Below are 19,002 nucleotides of genomic sequence, written 5' to 3'. Positions count from 1 at the left end.
GGTATCGAGAGCGCGCTCTCGATACCCGTTGCGCCAGGTCGTGCGTTCGCCGCTGCGCTCGTGCCGTCCAGCGCCGATGATGCCTTCCACATCGGTCTCCATGATCAGCTGCAGGACGGCCTCGGCAATGCCGCGCAGAAAGTCTCCCTGATCGTGCTTGGCCAGAAGCTCGGACAGGTCCATGTTCGTCTTGGTCATCGGGGTCCCCGTGAGGTCCGTGGTTGAAGTCGCCAAACTCCACCTCGATCCTACACCTCGATGGCCACCCAGGATCACACCGCCAGCGGCGATGAAATTACACCAGCTCCTCGGACGCCAACGGGAGAAGCGCCGGGCCGAGAGCGTACGCAGTGCATCCGATCGTGGGGAAAACGCTGGCCTCAGCCATCAACTGCATAGGCATCGGCTTCCAGCGCGGCACCCACACCCGCTGGCAGCTGGTCGCGAACGACGGGACCGGCGCCCAGACCCTGACCGACATGGGCGCGAGTTTCGCCATTGCGACGGGTGGCGTGCTGACCCTGTTCATTGCCGCCCCGCCGAATGGGTCATCCGTCTGGGTGCGGGTGGTCGACGAGGTCTCCGGCGCGGTCTTCGAGCAGGAGATCACCGCCGATCTGCCCGCCGCAACGCAGTTCCTGTCGCCCCGGCTCTTCATGAACACCGGCGCGACCGCCGCTGCCGTCGCCTTCGACTGCGCCGGGGTCTACCTGGAGACGGATTTCTGAGGATCAATAATGACACTAACCGGAAAGCCATCCGAAGTTGTCGCGTCGGTCGCTTGCGAGCCAGACCGTCCATCGGCGCAGACGCATCGCAGGTAGCGCTCTTGCCCGCTCTCTCCGAAACCGCACGTGACGCGATCGTGACGGCCACAGTTGCGCAAAGATGGTCAGTCGCAAGAGATCAGCAATCGAGCAGGCAGAAAGGAGTATGCACGACGCCTTCGATCCATTTCCCGATGGCCTTGCGCTCGGGCGGCAGGGACACCGCACATCCGCCTGCGAAGGTCTCGAAGGCGGTCTGATTCAGACGGTTCAGACCGACAAGCACCGGAATGTCGCGGTCGAGCGCCATGGCGATCACATCCCGAAACCCGCGCCCCTCGGCCTCATGCTTGCCGAACTTGTTGATGAGGACGAGATCCGCCCCGCCTTGCAGACGCGCGGCAACCAGTCCGACGGCCGCCTCCAGCGCCTCGGGGTTCAGACGGCAACCTCGGGAGCGCGTGCCGAGGTTCTGGCTGATCCTCAGCACCGGGCCGTCGGGCAGAACGCGGACATCCATGTCGCAGTGGGCCGCAGTCGCGCGCGCGGTGTTGATCTGCACCGTGCCGCAGAGCCGCAGGCCGCGGGTTGTCAGATCGTCGGCAAGGCGGGCCAGAAGCCGATCCGTGTCGCCGCGTCCGGGGGCCATGGTGAAGGCAAGCTGCATGTCTGGCTCCTCATGCCGTGCAGAAGGGTAGAAACTCGACAAGGGCGCCGGCCGGCAGATGCTCCGCCTCGGCGGGCAGAAACGCAAGGCCGTCGGCCGCAGGCAAGAGCCCGACCCGGTCCGAATGCGTGGTGGCATCCATGCGCACCACCTCGCGCCCAAGCCCATCGAACCCCGCGAGGCTTGCCGGGCGCAGCTCGCAGCGTCCCGGCTTCCTGTGGACAGGCTCCGAAAGGACGACGTGCCTGCGAAGGTCGGCCGGCCCGGATTCGCCGGTCATCTGCCGCAGAAGGGCTGCACCGAAGACCTGGAAGGTCACGAATGCCGAAAGCGGATTGCCGGGCAGTCCAAGCCAGAGGCAGGTGCCGAGACGCCCGAAAGAGACCGGCTTGCCGGGCTTGATCGCCACCCCGCTGAAGAAAACCCTGGCGCCGAGACCGGCCAGTGCAGGTCTGACATGGTCCTCTTCCCCGACCGAGATCCCGCCCGTCGTGACGATCAGGTCGCAGCGGGCCGCAAGCCCGGCCAGTTGTGCGGTCAGACCGGTCCGATCATCGGCCGCCCGACCGGCCGAAATCAGATCGATCGCGGGCCGGCGCATGAGCGCCGAGAGCATGGGGGTGTTCACATCCCAGATCTGGGCATGGCTGCGGCGACCGCCGGCCGGCCGGATCTCGTCGCCCGTCACCAAGAGCGCCACGCGAAGGGGCGGACGCACATGAACCCGGCCTGCACCGGCCGCGGCACAGGCGGCGATCTCCTTCGGGCCGAGCCTGCGCCCGGCTTGCAGGGCAAGGTCCCCTGCCGCCAGGTCGCTGCCAGCCCTGCGCAGGTTCAGTCCGGGATGCGGGCGGGCGCCGAGCAGGATGGCATCGCCCTCGCGCGTGACCTCTTCCTGCATCACCACGGCGTCGGCCCCCGCCGGAAGCGGCGCACCGGTGAAGATGCGCACGGCCGCGCCGCCGGGCAGGACCGCGCCCGCGCCATGCCCTGCGGGCACCCGCGACACCACCGGAACCATCCACGGGCCGGGGCCGGTCAGATCCGCGCAGCGCAGCGCAAAGCCATCCATCGCGGCATTGTCGAAAGGCGGCACCGGCGCGGCGGAACGGACCGGGCGGGCGAGGACGCGGCCGAGGGCGCGGGCCAGATCGACCGTTTCGTCCCCCGCTGGCGGGCAGGCATGGGCCAAGATCCGGTCGATGGCCTCGTCGATGGCGAGGAGCGTGCCCTTCGGGTTCACGCGCTCGCAGCCGCAGCCGGGGGCGGCAAGTGTGGGAGCGACTGTCATGTTGCCACCTCGCGGCTAGGCTGTGCGTCCTGGAAATGCCCCGGGCCGATCGTGCAGTCGAGGTCGCGCAGGAGCCCGTCCTTCAGGCCGTAGATCAGACCGTGCACCCGGATCCTCGAGCCCCGCGCCCAGGCCCGTTGCAGGATCGGCGTCTCGGCCACCCGGCGGACGCCCTCCACCACATTGAACTCTGCCAGCCGGTCGCGCCGTGCCTCGATGTCGCGCTCGCGCCCCAGATCGACCGCATAGGCCCGCGCCAGCCGCCGGATCGGTTCCAGCCAGTGGTCGGCGAGGCCGTGCGGCAGATCCTCGGTCGCGGCCCTGACCCCGCCGCAGCCATAGTGGCCACAGACGATGATCTCGCGCACGTGCAGCGCCTCGACGGCGAATTCCAGCGCCGAAAGCAGGTTCATGTCCGACGAATGGACCACATTGGCGACATTGCGGTGGACGAAAACCTCGCCCGGTTTGAGACCCGCCACCACGTTCGCCGGCACACGGCTGTCCGAACAGCCGATCCAGAAGAATTCCGGGGCCTGAAGGGCCGCGAGGCGGGCGAAGTAGCCCGGATCCTGCGCCTGTCGGCTGGTCGACCAGTCGCGGTTGCGGTCCAGAAGGTCATTGAGCATCGGGCAGCTCCTGTGTGCCTGAAAGCCCGCGCCTCGATCGCATCCCCGAGGCCAGGCGGCGCAGGTCCGCGCGCGTAAGCCGGGCGCGGGCCATGGGCAGGATTATGGCGTTCTCGACGATCAGATGCCGGCGGACACGGTCGGCGAATTGCGCAAGCACCTCTCTGTCGGCGTCGGAAAGACTGCCTCCGTTGTCGAGGCAGAGCTGAAGGGCACGCCGCACCTCGGGCAGCAGGGCCGTCGCCCGCTCCTGATCGGCGCGGACGCGGGTCAGGACGGTGTCGATCGACTCCTCTTCCTGGCATAGGCCTGCAAGAGCCTGAAACAGATCCTCCGCCTCGTCCCGCAGATGCACGCCGACCTCTTCGTTGAGAAAGCGCAGGATCGACACGGCGGCCTTGCGGTCGAAGGTCCGAGCCGTGACGAGGCCATCGAGCAGGGCACAGATCTGCCGTTCGCGCAGATGGACTTCGGCGATGAAATCCAGCGGCCGGGCGATGAGGCAGAGATCGGCGTCCGGCTGTTCGCGCCCACGGGGCGAGGGACATGACCCGCTCATGTCGTTCTTCCGCGCATGTCTCAGATCGGGGCAAGGCTTGCGCCGGTGATGGTCGCCCTTCGGCCGAGGCCAGCCACGAAGTCGCGCGAGGCGCGTGCCCAGGCCGCCTTCTCCAGCGCCCGGGCGATCCGGGGGTGCACGGTTTCGAACGGCAGCACCTGTCCGGGCGCAACAGCGTTAAGGCGGATGATATGCCAGCCGTGCCGCGACAGGACGGGCTCTGCGGTCATGCCGCCTTCGGGCAGGCCGCGCAGGGCGGCCTCGAACTCGGGCACCGTGTCGCCGGGGCCGATCTGGCCCAGATGCCCGCCCTGCGCGGCCGATCCGCAGTCGCTGTCGCGGGCGGCGCGGGCGAAACTCTCTGCCCCGCCGTCCAGCCGCCCGAGGATTGCCCGCGCCCGCGCCTCGGCCGCGGCGCTGGAGGCCGCGTCGCCGGGATCGCAGGCGCAGAGGATGTGCGACACGTCCCACAGCGGCGCCGAGCGATAGCGGCCCGGATCCGTTTCCCAAGCGGCGCGGATCGCCTCTTCGGTGACGGGCTCGGGTTGGATCGCCGTGTCGAGTAGCGCGCGGATCAGCGCTTCCTCTCCGATTTCCCACCGTCCGGGGGCCAGCTCCTGCGGGTCGGGCACCAGGCCGCGCGCCCGGGCCTCCTGCAGCAACAGCGCGCGGATCGCCAGCGCCTGGGCCGCCTTGCGCCAGGCGATGCCGGGCTTGTCCTTCGGCGCGGTGTGGTTCTGCGCCTCGGCGGCGATGGCCGCCGAGGGGATGATTTCGCCGTTCACCACGACATCGGGAAAAAGCGGGACCGTCATTGCCGTCACTCCGCCGCGCTGGGGACGGCGCCCCCCGCAGTGCCATGCGGAATGGTGGCGGCGCGTGCCCCTGCGGCCCGGGGTTCGGCGCTGCGGCGGCGCTCCTCCAGCGGGCGGCGCCGGCGCGAGCGGACCAGCTGATACCCGGAGCGCAGGAACAGGTAGCGCAGCGGCGCGAAGAATCCCGAAGCGATGTGAACCAGTCGGGTGAAGGGGAAGACGAGGAAGATCGTCAGCCCCAGAACGATGTGCAGCTTGAAGATCGGCGCCACATCGGCGATCTGCTCGGCCGCACCGGCGCGGAAGGTGAAGATCATCTGCGCCCAAGCCATGAACTTGGTCATCTCATGCCCGTCAAGGTGCTGAAGCGACACGAAGATCGTGCCAAGACCCAGCACGAGCTGCGCCAGAAGAAGGATCAGGATCGCAATGTCCGCAAGGCTCGAGGTCTTGCGGATACGCGGATCGACCCAGCGGCGGTGCAGGAGCATCGCACCGCCGATCAGCGCCATGATGCCCGCGATGCCCCCGGCCACCACCGCAAGCAGCTGTTTGGCACCGTGGCTGATCCCGAGGGCGTCGAAGACGACGATCGGGGTCAAGAGGCCCACGAGGTGACCGAAGAAGATCACCAGGACGCCGACGTGGAACAGCACCGACCCGATGATGAGCTGCCTGCGCCGCAGAAGCTGGCTCGACGAGGTCTTCCAGGTGAAGGGGTCGCGTTCATAGCGGGCGATGGAGCCGATCACCATGACCGACAGGGCGATGTAGGGGTAGATGCCGAAGAAGAAGCTGTTCATGGGGGCCTCCGTCACAGCGCGATCGCGCCCGGGGCGCGGTGGATGGGTTGGTCCATCAGGGCCAGCATGTCGCGGACCTGGGGGCAGCCGGCGTTCGGATCGGGGCCGAAGGTGACTTCGGTTTCCGCCCAGACCGCATCGAGCGCGGCGAGGTCGGCCGGGTCGTCCTCGGGCTGCCTGAGCATCTCGGCCAGCGCCTCGGCGTCGGCCGTTCCGCCCGCAAGAGCGGAAAGAGCGGCGAACGCGGCGGCATATCCGCTCTCGCGCCGGACCAGCCGGGCTGCCAGAGCATCAAGGATATGCGCCGCGTCCGCCAGGGTTTCCTGTGCTTCTGCGAAGGGACGCATCGACAGGAATTCCAGCAGCACCGGCAGGTGGTCGGGCAGTTCCGAGGTGGTAGGCTCGAAGCCCGCCGCCCGATAGGTCTCGATCAGGCTGACCATCGCGCCTCCCCGGTCCCGGCTTTCGCCGTGGACATGTTCGAACAGGTTCAGCGACAGGCTGCGCGAGCGGTCGAAGAGCGCGACATAGGTTTCCTGAAGATCGGTGAGATCCCCCCGCCCCAGCCCCCGGGCGAGGGATGCGAGGTCGGCCCGCGTCGCCGCGGGAATGCGGGCATCGCAGGTCAGGACATCGGCGATGACCGGCATCGCCGCCTGCACCTCGGCCGTGGGATAGCTCAGGATCAGCGACAGGGACTTGAGCGTGCGGTCCATCAGAAGGTCTCCTGCGGAAGGGCGAATTTCTTCTTCTTGCCGCCGAACAGGCTTGTCCTGCCGGTCTCGCCGGTCGAGCAGCCGTTGCCGTCGGTGAAGCCGCAGCCGCCGCGGATCTCGGCCGCCTCTTCGTGCTGCTCGCGATGCGCCGTGGGAATCGCGAAGCGGTCCTCGTAGTCGGCGATGGCCATGATCTTGTACATGTCCTCGATCACCCGGCCGGACATCCCGACACGAGCGGCGATCGCCTCGTCCCGCACGCCCTCCACGCTGAGCGCCCGCATGTAGAGCCGCATCGCGGACATGCGTTCGAGGGCGTGAACGATGGGCTCCTCGTCCCCCGCCGTCAGCATGTTGGCGAGGTATTTGACGGGGATGCGCAGGGATCGCACGTCGGGCATCTGGTCGCTCATCGCGATCTGTCCCGCCTGGGCGGCATTCTGGATCGGGCTGAGCGGCGGGATGTACCACACCATCGGCAGCGTCCGGTATTCCGGGTGCAGCGGGAAGGCGACCTTCCAGTCCATCGCCATCTTCCAGACCGGGCTGACCTTCGCGGCCTCGATCCAGTCCTCAGGGATTCCGTCGCGGCGGGCGGCGGCGATCACCTCGGGGTCGTTCGGGTCGAGGAACACGTCCAGCTGCGCGCCATAAAGATCGGTTTCCCGATCCGCGCTGGCGGCCTCGGCGATCCTGTCGGCGTCATAGAGGATCACCCCCAGATAGCGGATGCGCCCGACGCAAGTTTCCGAACAGACCGTCGGCTGGCCGCTCTCGATGCGCGGATAGCAGAAGGTGCATTTCTCGGACTTGCCGGTATCCCAGTTGTAATAGACCTTCTTGTAGGGGCAGCCCGAGATGCACATCCGCCAGCCGCGGCATTTCTCCTGGTCGATCAGGACGATGCCGTCCTCCTCGCGCTTGTAGATCGCGCCTGAGGGGCAGGAGGCAGAGCAGGTCGGGTTCAGGCAGTGCTCGCACAGACGCGGCAGATACATCATGAAGGTGTTCTCGTATTCCCCGTAGATGTCCTTCTGCACCTTGTCGAAGTTGTAGTCCTGGGACCGCTTCGCGAACTCGCCGCCGAGGATCTCCTCCCAGTTCGGGCCCTTCTCGATCTTCTCGATCCGCTCGCCGGTGATCTTCGACCGGGGGCGCGCGGTGGGAAAGGCCTGCATGTCGGGGGCGGATTTCAGATGGTCGTAGTCGAAATCGAACGGCTCGTAGTAGTCGTCGATCTCGGGCATGTTCGGATTGGCGAAGATGTTCGCCAGGATCCGCCATTTGGCGCCCTGACGCGGTTGCAGCTTGCCGCCGGCCGTGCGGACCCAGCCGCCGTTCCAGCGTTTCTGGTTTTCCCAGTCCGTCGGATAACCGGTGCCCGGCTTGGTCTCGACGTTGTTGAACCAAGCGTATTCGACGCCGTCCCGCGTGGTCCAGACGTTCTTGCAGGTGACCGAACAGGTGTGACAGCCGATGCACTTGTCCAGGTTCAGCACCTTGCCGATTTGCGCACGAACTTTCATTCCGCTGCCTCCAGACCCTTGGTTGCGGGACGGTCGAGCCAATCGACCTTCTTCATCTTGCGGACGATCACGAATTCGTCCCGGTTACTGCCCACGGTGCCGTAGTAGTTGAAACCCCAGGACAATTGCGCGTAGCCGCCGATCATATGCGTGGGCTTGAGCGTGGCCCGCGTCACCGAATTGTGGATGCCGCCGCGCAGGCCGGTCTTTTCCGACCCGGGCGTGTTCACGATCTTCTCCTGCGCGTGATACATGAACAGCGTGCCCTGCTTGATCCGCTGGGACACGACGACCCGCGCGGTCAGCGCGCCGTTGACGTTGTAAACCTCGACCCAGTCGTTATCGACAAGGCCCGCCTTCCGCGCGTCCAGTTCGGACATCCAGACCACCGGCCCGCCGCGGTTCAGCGTCAGCATCAGCAGGTTGTCGCTGTAGGTGCTGTGGATGCCCCATTTCTGGTGCGGCGTGATGAAGTTCAGCACCACGTGCGGGTTCCCCTCGGCCGCGTCGCTGTTGACAGCCTTGGTGATCGTCTTCAGGTCCACCGGCGGGCGGTAGCCGACGAAGCCCTCGCCGAAGGCGCGCATCCATTCGTGATCCTGATAGAGCTGCTGGCGGCCGGTCAGCGTGCGCCAGGGGATCAGCTCGTGGACGTTGGTGTAGCCCGCGTTGTAGCAGACCTCTTCGCTTTCGATCCCCGACCAGGTGGGCGAGGAGATGATCTTGCGCGGCTGGGCTGCGATGTCGCGGAAGCGCAGCTTCGTGTGGTGGGCACCTTCGGCCAGATGGGTGTGGTGCTGGCCCGTGGGCTTTTCCAGCGCCCCCCAGGCCTTGACCGCGACCTCGCCGTTGGTTTCGGGCGCCAGCATCAGGATCATCTCGGCCGCGTCGATTGCGGTTTCCAGCTTCGGCTGGCCCTTGCCGATGCCGTCCTCGACCGTGCCGTTCAGGTCGCGCAGGTGCTGGACCTCGGCCTTGGTGTCCCAGGCGATGCCCTTGCCGCCGTTGCCGAGCTTCTCGAGAAGTGGGCCAACCGAGGTGAACTTCCGGTAAAGGTTCGGGTAATCCCGTTCCACCGCGATGAAGTTCGGCGCGGTCTTGCCCGGGATCAGGTCGCATTCGCCCTTCTTCCAGTCCTTGACCAGCGGCTGCGCCAGTTCCGCGGCCGTGTCGTGCAGAAGCGGCAGCGCGACGATGTCGGTCTCCACCCCCAGCACTTCTGGGGCGACGTCGCTGAACTTCCGCGCAATGGCCTTGAAGATCTCCCAGTCGGACTTGCTCTCGTAGGCCGGGTCCACCGCCGCCTGAAGTGGGTGGATGAACGGGTGCATGTCCGAGGTGTTCAGGTCGTCCTTTTCATACCACGACGCCGTCGGCAGCACGATGTCGGCATAGACCGCCGTGGTGGACATGCGGAAGTCGATGCAGACCAGAAGGTCCAGCTTGCCCTTCGGCGCCTTCTCGTGCCAGCGCGCCTCCTTCGGCCTGGCGCGGCCCTCTTCGCCCAGATCCTTGCCCATCACGCCGTGATCGGTGCCCAAAAGGTGCTTGAGGAAATACTCATGCCCCTTGCCGGATGAGCCGAGGAGGTTCGAGCGCCAGACGAACAGGTTGCGCGGCCAGTTCTCAGGCGCATCCGGGTCCTCGCAGGACATCTCCAGCCGGCCGGCTTTCAGTTCTTCGGCAACGTAGTCGCGGATGTCCTTGCCGGCCTTCTTCGCGGCCTTCGCGACCTCCAGCGGATTGGTCTTCAGCTGCGGGGCCGAGGGCAGCCAGCCCATGCGTTCCGCCCGGATGTTGTAGTCGATTAGGCTGATGTCCCAGTCGCCCTTCGGCGCGGTCGGCGACAGGATCTCGCCCGCGCGCAGGGTCTCGTAGCGCCACTGGTCTGTGTGGGCATACCAGCAGGAGGTGGAGTTCATCTGCCGCGGCGGGCGGCTCCAGTCGAGCGCGAAGGCCAAGGGGGCCCAGCCGGTCTGCGGCCGGAGCTTCTCCTGTCCCACATAATGCGACCAGCCGCCGCCTTCCTGCCCGATGCAGCCGCACATCACCAGGAGGTTTATGATGCCGCGGTAGTTCATGTCCATGTGGTACCAATGGTTCAGACCGGCGCCGAGGATGACCATGCTCTTGCCATGGGTCTTTTCGGCGTTGCCCGCGAATTCGCGCGCGACGGCGATGATCTTCTCGCGCGCGACTCCGGTGATCCGTTCGGCCCATGCGGGGGTGTAGGGGATGTCGTCGTCGTAGTTCCGCGATACCCAGTCGCCGCCGAGGCCCCGATCCAGGCTGTAATTGGCGCAGAAGAGGTCGAACACTGTCGCCACCAGCACCTCGCGCCCGTCGGCAAGCCGGACCTTGCGGGCCGGGACATTGCGCATCAGCACCTCGGGCGCGTCGCATTTCACGAAATTGGCCGTTGCCGCCCCGCCAAAGTAGGGGAAGGCCACGCCCACTACGCTGTCATGGTCCCCCTCAAGGATCTGGCTCAGGCGCAGCCGCGTGGCGGCGCCGGCCGCCTTTTCCTCGAGGTTCCACTTGCCTTCCTCGCCCCAGCGGAAGCCTATGGAGCCGTTGGGAACGACGAAGCGGCCCGAGCCCTCGTCGTAGGCGACCGTCTTCCAGTCGGGATTGTTCGCCTCGCCCAGCTTGTCGTTGAAATCCGCGGCCCGCAGCATCCGGCCCGGCACCAGACGGCCCTCCTGTTCGTCCAGCACGACCAGCACGGGCATGTCGGTGTAGCGGCGCGCGTAGTCCTCGAAGTATTCGGCCTGCCGGTCGAGGTGGTATTCGCGCAGGATGACATGGCCCATGGCCATGGCCAGCGCCGCATCGGTGCCCGCCTGCGGGTTCAGCCAGAGGTCGGCGAACTTGGCGGCTTCCGAATAGTCGGGGCTGACCACGGCGGACTTTGTGCCGCGATAGCGCACCTCGGTATAGAAATGCGCGTCCGGCGTCCGGGTCTGGGGCACGTTCGAACCCCAAAGCATGATGAACCCCGCGTTGTACCAGTCCGCGCTTTCCGGCACGTCGGTCTGTTCGCCCCAGGTCTGGGGGCTCGAGGGCGGCAAGTCGCAATACCAGTCGTAGAACGACATGCAGGTGCCGCCCAGAAGCGACAGATAGCGCGAGCCGGCGGCGTAGCTGACCATCGACATCGCCGGAATGGGCGAGAAGCCGAACACCCGGTCGGGACCATAGGTCTTCGCCGTGTAGGCATTGGCGGCAGCGATGATCTCGGTTGCCTCGTCCCAGGTGGCGCGGACAAATCCGCCCTTGCCGCGGGTCGAGGTGTAGCTTGCGCGCAAGGAGGGATCGGACTGGATCGCGGACCAGGCGGCGACAGGAGTCATCGTCGCACGCATCTTCCGCCAGGCCCGCATCAGGCTGCCGCGGACCAGCGGGTTCTTCACCCGGTTGGCGCTGTAGAGATACCAGCTGTAGGACGCCCCCCGCGCACAGCCGCGCGGTTCGTGGTTGGGCAGGCCCGCGCGGGTGCGGGGATAGTCGGTCTGCTGGGTTTCCCAGGTGACGATGCCGGACTTGACGTAGATCTTCCACGAACAGGATCCGGTGCAGTTCACCCCGTGGGTCGAGCGCACGATCTTGTCGTGGCGCCAGCGGTTCCGATAGGTGTCCTCCCAGCCGCGATCCTCGCGCGTGGCCTCACCCCAGCCGTCGGAAAAGGTCTCCAGCGTCTTCGTCTGGAAGAAGTTCAGTCTGTCGAGCAGGTGGCTCATCGTCGCTTCCTTTCGTTATTCGGCGGGTTGGGGGGCCGCAGGGGTGGCGCGGCCACGCTCGATGTCGTGGAGAAGTCCGCCGGGCCGGGTGTAGATGGCCCAGGTCAGGGCAAGGCAGACCACGTAGAAGGCCAGGAACAGCCACAGCGCACCGATGGGCGAGCCGGTCATCGCGATGGACGAGCCGTAGGCCTTGGGGATGAAGAACCCGCCATAGGCGCCGATCGCGCTGGTGAAGGCGACGATGCCGCCCGATTCCATCGCGATCTGGCGCGCGCGGTCGGCACCCTGAAGCTCCGGCATCAGGCGCGGCACCTCTTTGCCCATGATGACCGGGATCATCTGGAAGGTGGAGGCATTGCCGACCCCAGTGAAGAAGAACAGCGCCATGAAGCCCGCAAAGAACCCGGCGAAGCTGCCGGATTGCAGCGAGAAGATCACCGCAAGCACCGAGAGGATCATTCCCGCGAATACCCAGAAGGTGACGCGCCCGCCGCCGAACCGGTCGGAAATCCAGCCCGTGCCTGCGCGGCTGAGTGCGCCGATCAGCGGGCCGAGGAAGACGTATTGCAGCGCGTTGACTTCAGGAAAGGCGATCTTCGACAGGAGGGGGAAGCCCGCGGAATAGCCGATGAAGCTGCCGAAGGTGCCGATGTAGAGAACGCACATCAGCCAGTTGTGCGCGCGCCCGAAGATCACCGCTTGCCGGGCGAAGCTCGCCTTCGCGTCGGCGATGTCGTTCATCCCCAGCCAGGCCGCGATCGTGCAGGCCAGGATGAAGGGCACCCAGATGAAGCCTGCGTTCTGCAACCATAGCTTGCCGCCGTCGGACAGAACCTGCGGCTCGCCGCCCATCGCGCCGAAGACACCGGTGGTGATCACCAACGGCACCACGAACTGCATGACGCTGACGCCGAGGTTGCCGAGCCCTGCGTTCAGGGCCAGCGCATTGCCTTTTTCGGCCTTCGGGAAGAAATAGCCGATATTGGCCATCGAAGAGGCGAAGTTGGCCCCGCCCAGACCGCAAAGGAGCGCCAGCACCAGAAAGATGACGTAGGGGGTTTCCGGGTTCTTCACGGCATAGCCGATGCCGATGGCAGGCAGCATCAGCGACGCGGTGGACAGCGTGGTCCAAAGCCTGCCGCCAAAGATCGGCACCATGAAGCCGTAGAAGATCCGCAGCGTGGCACCCGACAGCGCAGGCAGGGCCGCGAGCCAGAACAACTGTTCGGGCGTGAAGGCGAACCCGATCGAGGGCAGCTTGGCCACCACCATCGACCAGACCATCCAGACCGAGAAGGCCAGAAGCAGCGCCGGGATCGAGATCCACAGGTTGCGCCGCGCGATGGCCCGGCCCTTCTCGGCCCAGAAGGTCGGGTCTTCGGGCCGCCAGTCCTCCAGCACGCGCGGCATGGCGGTGCGCTCGGGATGATGGATGTCCTGCATCTCGGGCAGTTGCGGCAGGCGGTCGAGCGCCTCGCCATGCGCCATGCGCTCCATCGCCCGGATCGACAGGTGCATCCAGGCCAGCGCGATGGCGACCAGAATGAAAAGCAGCGCAAAGCACGAGGTGTAGATGCCGGTCAGGTCCAGCAGAGCGCCGAAGACGATGGGCAGGACGAAGCCGCCAAGGCCGCCGATCATGCCGACAAGGCCGCCGACCGCGCCCACATGGTTCGGGTAATAGACGGGAATGTGCTTGAACACCGCCGCCTTGCCGAGGCTCATGAAGAAGCCCAGCGCGAAAAGCGTGACGATGAAGGGCCAGAGCCCCATGCGGGTGGAGAACGCGATCGGGCCGTCCTTGCCCTGGACCACATAGTCCGTCGGCGGGTAGGACAGCATGAACAGGAACACCAGGCTGAAGCCGAAGGTCCAGTACATGACCGCCCGCGCGCCGAACTTGTCGGACAGATGGCCGCCGTAGGCCCGGAACAGGCTCGCCGACAGGCTGAAGGAGGCCGCCGCCATGCCGGCCGTGCGGACATCGACGCCATAGACGTCGATCAGGTAGTGCGGCATCCACAGTGCCAGCGCGACGAAGGCGCCGAAGACGAAGAAATAGTAGAGCGAGAAGCGCCAGACCTGGATGTTCTTCAGCGGCGCGAACTGCTCGGCCAGCGAGGGCGCCCTGATGCCGGCCCTGCGGCGCTCGACCAGTTGCGGATCATCCTTGGCCAGCAGGAAGAAGAGCACGCCGATCAGGGCCAGCCCGGCCGCCCAGACCTGCGCCACGCCCTGCCAGCCCCAGGCCACCATGACGAAGGGGGCGACGAACTTGGTCACCGCCGCGCCGATGTTGCCCGCGCCGAAGATGCCCAGCGCCGTGCCCTGGTGGCCCGCATCATACCAGCGGCTGACATAGGCCACGCCGATGATGAACGAACCGCCGGCCAGGCCCACGCCCAGGGCCGTGATCAGATACATGACGTAGCTGTCGGCCAGCGTCAGCGCCCATGTGGCCAGGGCCGCAAGGATCATCTGGGCCGAAAACACCAGCCGCCCGCCGTACTTCTCGGTCCAGACGCCCAGAAAGATGCGGGTCAGCGACCCGGTCAGGATCGGGGTTGCCACCAGAAGGCCGAACTGGGTGTCGTTCAGCCCCAGCTCTCCCTTGATGGCGACCCCGATGATGGAAAAGATCGTCCACACCGCAAAGCAGGCGGTGAAGGCGATCGTGCTCAGCGTCAGGGCGCGGTTCTGATCCGCGCGCGAGACTGGCAATGCGGTTGGCATGGCGACAACTCCGGCTAGAAGGACGCAGTCAGCCCCCGAAGGGGTTGATGCAATCCTGCGGCCGAGGCGCACGCGCGGGGTTGATCTGGATCAGATTTCGCGAATTTCCTTGTGAAATAAATGGCTTGTGGAAATTTGTAATGCTCGATGCAGCGCCAGGTCAAGGCGCGCGCTGCTCAGGTCAAACGTGGCCTTGACATTTATCAATCGGAAGGGCGATCCTTGCAAAGGCAGTTTCAAGGAGTGGCGGATGCCCGATTCAGCCTTCGGCGAGATTCGCGACCTCCCCCTGTTTGCGGCAATGACCGACGTGAACTTCGCCGCCCTGGTCCGGGGCGCCTATGTCCAGACCTTTCCCGCGCAGATTGAGCTGATTGCCGAAGGCGATCCCAGCGACTTCCTGCACATCGTCCTGTCCGGGTCGGTTGACCTCTTCGCATCGTGGAACGGCCGCGAGGCGAGCCTGTCGACGGTTCGGCCGATCTCCACCTTCATCCTCGCCGCAACCGTGCGGGATGCCCCTTACCTCATGTCGGCCCGGACGCTGGAGAAAAGCCGGATCGCGCTCATCCCCAGCCAGGACGTGCGCGCCGTCTTCGACAGCGACGCTGGCTTTGCCCGCGCCGTCGTCACCGAACTTGCGCAATGCTACCGTTCGGTCGTCAAGGCGCAGAAGGATCTGAAGCTTCGGACCTCGCTCGAGCGGCTGGCGAACTATCTGCTGCGTCAGCAGCGGCGGGCGGGGGGCGCGGCCACGTTCGAGCTCGAGCACGAAAAGCGCCGCCTCGCCTCGGTTCTGGGCATGACGCCCGAAAACCTCAGCCGCGCCTTCAAGGGCTTGCAGCCCCACGGCCTGGCCGTGGAAGGCGCCCGCGTCACGATCACCGATCAGGCAGAGTTCCGGCGCTTCGCCCGCCCCAGCCCACTGATCGACGACGCGACGACCTGACGGGTCAGCCCAGCGGATCCACCCCGATGATCAGGGGGTGCAGCACGATCAAGGCTGTGTAAAGCAGGAGCCCGGTTGCCAGACGCGCGAGCGTCCCGCCGTCAGGGATCGCCGCGACAGGCGATGACGCGACAGCCCGGCGCAGGTCGGCCCAGGCTCGCCCCATCTCGCGCTGCCGCCGCCGATCGACAAGGCGGCCGCCGAACAGGGCAAAGGCCGCAAAGGCGCCGAACACAAGGACATGCGCAACGTCGCCGTTCGGCAGCACATGGGCGGCAGACCACAGCGCCAGCGCTGCAAGCAGGGGATGGCGGGTGAAGCGCACGATGCCAGGCCGTTGCGGATCGAAGCGGTCGTTGCGCGCCCCGCCGAAGGAAAAGGGGTTCGGCCGGCCGATGGCAAGCGTCAGGATCAGGCAGGCGGGCAGCATCAGAGCCAGCACGACATGGTTCTGCCAGGGCGCCCAGTCCCACAGGCCAAGGTAAGGCGCCCGCCCCGCTGCCACGATCAGCCAGGCGAGCGCGGCCAGCGACAGGGCGGAATAGGCGGCGGCAAAGCCTGCGCGGCCAAGCCTTGCCACCGCCCATGGCCGCAGCGGCGGGCGGACGGGCAGCGAATGTGTCAGGAAGAACGCGGCGAAGGCCAGCGCGTATTCACCCCAGCCCATGGCCGCCCTCAGATCCGTTTCGCGGGCGGCAGGCGCAGGAGCAGCCGGCCATAGACAAGGGCATAGCCGCCGAAGGCGCAGGTCCAGGCCAACCCCGCGATGTCGTAAGGCAGCGCGCCGGCTTCAGGCCAGATGCCGGCCGCGGCGCGCGCAAGAACAGCGACAACCAGCGCAAGGTAGATGGCCACGGTTCCCGCGCCCGCGTGCAGATCCTGCCCGGTATGCCCAAGCGTCGCCCGGGTCATCACCGCCAGCGTCATCAGCCCGATCGCGCCGCCCATCCACAGATGCTGCGCCGCCGCCATCCCGAAGGGCCCGACCCCCAGGATCTCGGCCGCCAGCGCCAGCGCCCCCAACGGCAGGAAGGCGTAACCGGCGTGCAGCACCGTCACCAGTGGCTCGGCCACGGTGCGATGTCCGGCCCAGCGCGCCAGCCGGATGGCGTGGAGCGCCCCGGACAGGGCCAGCAGCGCCCCCGTGCCCGTCCACAGCGGCAGAGCGACCCACAGGAGGAGCGCCGCCAGCAGGATCAGCAGCGCCACCTTGTCGAACCCCTGCATCGGCGGGATGGGCAGTCTTCCCGGCTCACGTCGCACCAGCCAGTTGCGGGTGAACGACGGCACGATCCGCCCGCCGATGACCGCGATCATCATCACGCCCGCCGAGAGCCCAAGACGCAGGCCAAAGCCCTGCGCGGCAGGGTCCCCCCGCGCAGCTTCCCAATGAAACAGACCGTTGCCCAGGGCAAAGACGGCCAGCATCGCCAGCACGATCAGGTTGCGCCAGTTGCGCCCCGCCACGATCTCGCGCCCGATGGCGGCGGCAAGAACCAGCGGAAAGGCCAGATCGACCGCCGCAGCCGCTGCGGGCTGATCGGCCGAGACCGCAACCGCCAAACGCCCGGCAAGCCACAGAAGCGCAAGGCCGCCAAGCCGCCAGCCGGTGATGGGCAACCGCCCGGTCCAGTTCGGCACCGCGGTCAGCAGGAACCCCGCCACCACCGCTCCGAGATAGCCGAACAGGAATTCATGCGCGTGCCAGGACACGGGATCGAAGGCCGTGGGCAGCGCCACCCGGCCCGCCAGCATCGCCAGCCACAAGGCCATGGCCAGCGCCGCCCAGACCGAGGCGCCGAAGAAGAAGGGCCGGAAGCCGTAGGTCAGGATGGCGGGGCCGGTCCAGGCGCGCATCCGTTCCGCCGTCGTGGTCATGGGGCGTTCCTTCTACGGACGGTTTCAGGTCATGCGCGCGGCTCGAAGCGCGGAAAGAGCACGTCGTTTTCCAGCGCGATGTGCGCGGCCAGGTCATCAAGCAGCCGCTCGGTACCCGCATAGAGCGACCGCCAGGACTTGCAGGCATGGTCCGGCGCGTGGAACTTGTTCGTCAGCTTGCGGATCCGTGCAATGCCTTCGGCATGATCGTCATGATCGGCGCGCATCACCGCGATCGGCTGCGCGATCCAGGGGCCGCCGTCGGCGCGCATCGCCGGAAACAGGATCATCTCTTCCTTGCGCATGTGATCCTCCATCTCCTGCGCCAGCCGCGCCAGCGCCTGGGCCAGGCCGCGCGGCGCCGCCGGGTCGTCTGCATGAACCTGCTCAACCCGCTCGGCCAGCGGCAGAAGTTCGGCAAGATCGGCGCGATGTGCCGCATGGTAGCGGGTCAGGATGTGCTCGATCAGCGCGCCGGTGTCGGTCCCGGTCGTGACGGTGCCTTCGTATCTCATGGCGATCCTTTCCGGGGGGCGGAGCCCCGTCGTGGCGAATTGGTATTTGATCTGCCGATTACGCCGTTGTAATGCGTATTTCAAATACCAATTTCTAGGATGTGACCATGCGCCTCACCTTCTTCACCGATTACGGTCTGCGCGTGCTGATGCGCCTGACCAACGAACCCGACCGCGCCTTCACCACGGCCGAACTGGCCGACGAGTTTCGCATTTCGCGCAACCATCTGGCCAAGGTGATCTCAGCCCTGGCGGCGGCCGGCTACATCGAGGCCAGGCGCGGCGGGGGCGGCGGGGCGAAGCTTGCGCGACCCGCCTCGGAGATCCGCCTGGGCGAGGTGGTGGCACGACTGGAGGCGGGCAAGGCTCTGGTGGAATGCTTTGCCCCGGCCGGCAACAGCTGCACCCTGACGCCGCAGTGCCGCCTCAAGGCGCGGCTGGCCCATGCGGTCCAGGTATTCCTCGACGATCTGGACAGGACGACCTTGGCCGACTGCGCCTATCCCGCAGGTACGACATGACCCGCAGGGACATGAATCCGCGAGACATGATGCAGATACGGATCGCCGCCAGAGAGGGGCCGACGGGGTGTGAGGGTTTCCTGAAGACAGCGTTCCGCTGCCCGTTGGCAGCCTGCCCAACCCTCAAGGCGCGCGCCGCGTCCGAAGCAAGGTAGCACAAACCTGCGTCGTGCATGCGTTTCTGTCCGGCCGACCTCCAGCGAGGTGCATCCGAACGAAAGACGGGTGTCGTTCAGGCCCGTCCCTTCCGCCACCCGAACGCGACCGGGATCCAACTCGACTTGCGATGGCGGGGCGGCCACGCGATTCAGCTGCGACGCCAGCCCATTCCGGCACCCATGTCGTTTCAGCTCATGATGTCGTTCTCCTGCTTTCCGCGCTGCGAGAGGCCCATTACCGCGAGCTTCGCCAGAAAATGGTGGGGCGCGCCATCGCCTCGATCGAGAGGTCGGGGCGCCCGAGGCGAATGCCCCGCCTGCGGTCAGGCCGATGCCGTGACCGCGAACTCGGTCATCATGCCGGTCGACAGATGCGGCATGTGATGGCAATGCAGCATCCAGCGCGCGGCCTCGCCCGCGTCGAGCGCCACGTCGACCATCGACATCGGCGGCACGTAGACCGTATCGCGCAGGGCGCCGGCAACGCGCTGTCCATTGATGCCGACCACCTGGAACACGTGGCCGTGCAGATGAATCGGGTGCCCCATCATCGACATGTTGTGGAACGAGAGCACAACCCGCTCGCCTCTGCGCGCCGTGACCGGCTGGTGCTGGCCCCAGACGGCACCGTTGATCGTCCAGACATAGGGCTGCATCGGCTCTGATGATGTGACCGCCCCCCGACGGCATCGATGTGCCAAGGTGGGTCTGCGAGGATCCACAAAGGAGGAC

Annotated in this window: 16 protein-coding genes and 2 pseudogenes; 3 read left to right on the top strand and 15 right to left on the bottom strand. The window is 66.7% G+C overall.

The features are described 5' to 3' along the window. A partial coding sequence (locus D5084_RS09795) for a transposase (RefSeq protein ID WP_202910049.1) occupies positions 1-198 on the bottom strand: 198 nt, incomplete at its 3' end. A gap of 173 nt (positions 199-371) precedes the next feature. On the opposite strand from D5084_RS09795, the pseudogene D5084_RS09790 reads away from it, so the two are divergent. Continuing rightward, positions 372-728: pseudogene (locus tag D5084_RS09790) on the top strand (DUF2793 domain-containing protein); the annotation flags it as partial. Positions 729-906: 178 nt separating this feature from the next. On the opposite strand, the gene D5084_RS09785 reads toward D5084_RS09790, so the two are convergent. From D5084_RS09785 to D5084_RS09740, 10 genes are read right to left on the bottom strand one after another with little or no spacing between them, the layout of a single operon-like run. Beyond that, a complete protein-coding gene (locus D5084_RS09785; RefSeq protein ID WP_128515310.1) occupies positions 907-1,434 on the bottom strand; it encodes a DUF2478 domain-containing protein in 528 nt (175 codons plus the stop codon). Positions 1,435-1,444: 10 nt separating this feature from the next. Next, the gene (locus D5084_RS09780) at positions 1,445-2,725 is read right to left on the bottom strand and encodes a molybdopterin molybdotransferase MoeA (protein ID WP_128515309.1); all 1,281 of its coding nucleotides are present in this window, start codon (positions 2,723-2,725) and stop codon (positions 1,445-1,447) included. Further along, the gene (locus D5084_RS09775; RefSeq protein ID WP_128515308.1) at positions 2,722-3,354 is read right to left on the bottom strand and encodes a carbonic anhydrase; all 633 of its coding nucleotides are present in this window, start codon (positions 3,352-3,354) and stop codon (positions 2,722-2,724) included. The genes D5084_RS09780 and D5084_RS09775 overlap by 4 nt, the downstream gene beginning before the upstream one ends. After that, the gene (locus D5084_RS09770) at positions 3,344-3,913 is read right to left on the bottom strand and encodes a hemerythrin domain-containing protein (protein ID WP_128515307.1); all 570 of its coding nucleotides are present in this window, start codon (positions 3,911-3,913) and stop codon (positions 3,344-3,346) included. The genes D5084_RS09775 and D5084_RS09770 overlap by 11 nt, the downstream gene beginning before the upstream one ends. Positions 3,914-3,933: 20 nt before the next feature. Continuing rightward, on the bottom strand, positions 3,934-4,728 hold the full coding sequence (locus D5084_RS09765) for a peptidylprolyl isomerase (protein WP_128515306.1): 795 nt from the start codon (positions 4,726-4,728) through the stop codon (positions 3,934-3,936). 5 nt (positions 4,729-4,733) lie between these two features. Beyond that, positions 4,734-5,531 carry a respiratory nitrate reductase subunit gamma gene (narI, locus tag D5084_RS09760; protein ID WP_128515305.1) on the bottom strand — a complete coding sequence of 266 codons (798 nt, stop codon included), beginning with the start codon at positions 5,529-5,531 and terminating at the stop codon, positions 4,734-4,736. 11 nt (positions 5,532-5,542) lie between these two features. Next, positions 5,543-6,247 (bottom strand): nitrate reductase molybdenum cofactor assembly chaperone, encoded by a 705-nt coding sequence (gene narJ, locus D5084_RS09755; protein ID WP_128515304.1) that lies wholly within the window; start codon positions 6,245-6,247, stop codon positions 5,543-5,545. Beyond that, positions 6,247-7,773, bottom strand: coding sequence for a nitrate reductase subunit beta (gene narH / locus D5084_RS09750; RefSeq protein ID WP_128515303.1), 1,527 nt, complete (start codon positions 7,771-7,773; stop codon positions 6,247-6,249). Before narH ends, narJ begins: the two co-directional genes overlap by 1 nt. After that, on the bottom strand, positions 7,770-11,513 hold the full coding sequence (locus tag D5084_RS09745) for a nitrate reductase subunit alpha (RefSeq protein WP_128515302.1): 3,744 nt from the start codon (positions 11,511-11,513) through the stop codon (positions 7,770-7,772). The genes narH and D5084_RS09745 overlap by 4 nt, the downstream gene beginning before the upstream one ends. A gap of 15 nt (positions 11,514-11,528) precedes the next feature. Further along, positions 11,529-14,249: a nitrate/nitrite transporter gene (locus tag D5084_RS09740; RefSeq protein ID WP_128515301.1), complete on the bottom strand. Its 2,721-nt coding sequence runs from the start codon at positions 14,247-14,249 to the stop codon at positions 11,529-11,531. A gap of 250 nt (positions 14,250-14,499) precedes the next feature. Between D5084_RS09740 and D5084_RS09735 the strand changes: the two genes are divergently transcribed. Continuing rightward, positions 14,500-15,198 (top strand): cyclic nucleotide-binding domain-containing protein, encoded by a 699-nt coding sequence (locus D5084_RS09735; RefSeq protein ID WP_128515300.1) that lies wholly within the window; start codon positions 14,500-14,502, stop codon positions 15,196-15,198. 4 nt (positions 15,199-15,202) lie between these two features. Here D5084_RS09735 and D5084_RS09730 read toward each other — a convergent pair whose 3' ends face one another. From D5084_RS09730 to D5084_RS09720, 3 genes are read right to left on the bottom strand one after another with little or no spacing between them, the layout of a single operon-like run. Beyond that, positions 15,203-15,865, bottom strand: coding sequence for an NnrU family protein (locus D5084_RS09730; protein ID WP_128515299.1), 663 nt, complete (start codon positions 15,863-15,865; stop codon positions 15,203-15,205). A gap of 8 nt (positions 15,866-15,873) precedes the next feature. Next, positions 15,874-17,076 (bottom strand): NnrS family protein, encoded by a 1,203-nt coding sequence (locus D5084_RS09725; RefSeq protein WP_128515298.1) that lies wholly within the window; start codon positions 17,074-17,076, stop codon positions 15,874-15,876. 29 nt (positions 17,077-17,105) lie between these two features. Continuing rightward, positions 17,106-17,591, bottom strand: a complete 486-nt coding sequence (locus D5084_RS09720) for a hemerythrin domain-containing protein (RefSeq protein WP_128515297.1) — start codon at positions 17,589-17,591, stop codon at positions 17,106-17,108. Between the two features lie 107 nt (positions 17,592-17,698). Here D5084_RS09720 and D5084_RS09715 point away from each other — a divergent pair, with 107 nt between their 5' ends. Continuing rightward, a complete protein-coding gene (locus D5084_RS09715; RefSeq protein ID WP_128515296.1) occupies positions 17,699-18,112 on the top strand; it encodes an Rrf2 family transcriptional regulator in 414 nt (137 codons plus the stop codon). A gap of 481 nt (positions 18,113-18,593) precedes the next feature. Here D5084_RS09715 and D5084_RS09710 read toward each other — a convergent pair. Continuing rightward, a pseudogene (locus tag D5084_RS09710) lies at positions 18,594-18,926 on the bottom strand (multicopper oxidase domain-containing protein); the annotation flags it as partial. Positions 18,927-19,002: the final 76 nt, after the last annotated feature.

Source organism: Tabrizicola thermarum, from assembly GCF_003574395.1.
Taxonomy (GTDB): domain Bacteria; phylum Pseudomonadota; class Alphaproteobacteria; order Rhodobacterales; family Rhodobacteraceae; genus Tabrizicola; species Tabrizicola thermarum.
Note: the sequence above shows the minus strand (reverse complement) of the source record. Positions and strands in the feature narration are given on the sequence as shown.

Excerpts from the sequence above, each read along its gene's own strand:
- D5084_RS09775 (WP_128515308.1), bottom strand. The coding sequence starts at position 3,354 with ATGCTCAATGACCTTCTGGACCGCAACCGCGACTGGTCGACCAGCCGA.
- D5084_RS09725 (WP_128515298.1), bottom strand. The coding sequence starts at position 17,076 with ATGACCACGACGGCGGAACGGATGCGCGCCTGGACCGGCCCCGCCATC.
- D5084_RS09720 (WP_128515297.1), bottom strand. The coding sequence starts at position 17,591 with ATGAGATACGAAGGCACCGTCACGACCGGGACCGACACCGGCGCGCTG.
- D5084_RS09740 (WP_128515301.1), bottom strand. The coding sequence starts at position 14,249 with ATGCCAACCGCATTGCCAGTCTCGCGCGCGGATCAGAACCGCGCCCTG.
- D5084_RS09770 (WP_128515307.1), bottom strand. The coding sequence starts at position 3,913 with ATGAGCGGGTCATGTCCCTCGCCCCGTGGGCGCGAACAGCCGGACGCC.
- narH (WP_128515303.1), bottom strand. The coding sequence starts at position 7,773 with ATGAAAGTTCGTGCGCAAATCGGCAAGGTGCTGAACCTGGACAAGTGC.
- narI (WP_128515305.1), bottom strand. The coding sequence starts at position 5,531 with ATGAACAGCTTCTTCTTCGGCATCTACCCCTACATCGCCCTGTCGGTC.
- narJ (WP_128515304.1), bottom strand. The coding sequence starts at position 6,247 with ATGGACCGCACGCTCAAGTCCCTGTCGCTGATCCTGAGCTATCCCACG.
- D5084_RS09785 (WP_128515310.1), bottom strand. The coding sequence starts at position 1,434 with ATGCAGCTTGCCTTCACCATGGCCCCCGGACGCGGCGACACGGATCGG.
- D5084_RS09780 (WP_128515309.1), bottom strand. The coding sequence starts at position 2,725 with ATGACAGTCGCTCCCACACTTGCCGCCCCCGGCTGCGGCTGCGAGCGC.
- D5084_RS09735 (WP_128515300.1), top strand. The coding sequence starts at position 14,500 with ATGCCCGATTCAGCCTTCGGCGAGATTCGCGACCTCCCCCTGTTTGCG.
- D5084_RS09765 (WP_128515306.1), bottom strand. The coding sequence starts at position 4,728 with ATGACGGTCCCGCTTTTTCCCGATGTCGTGGTGAACGGCGAAATCATC.
- D5084_RS09715 (WP_128515296.1), top strand. The coding sequence starts at position 17,699 with ATGCGCCTCACCTTCTTCACCGATTACGGTCTGCGCGTGCTGATGCGC.
- D5084_RS09745 (WP_128515302.1), bottom strand. The coding sequence starts at position 11,513 with ATGAGCCACCTGCTCGACAGACTGAACTTCTTCCAGACGAAGACGCTG.
- D5084_RS09730 (WP_128515299.1), bottom strand. The coding sequence starts at position 15,865 with ATGGGCTGGGGTGAATACGCGCTGGCCTTCGCCGCGTTCTTCCTGACA.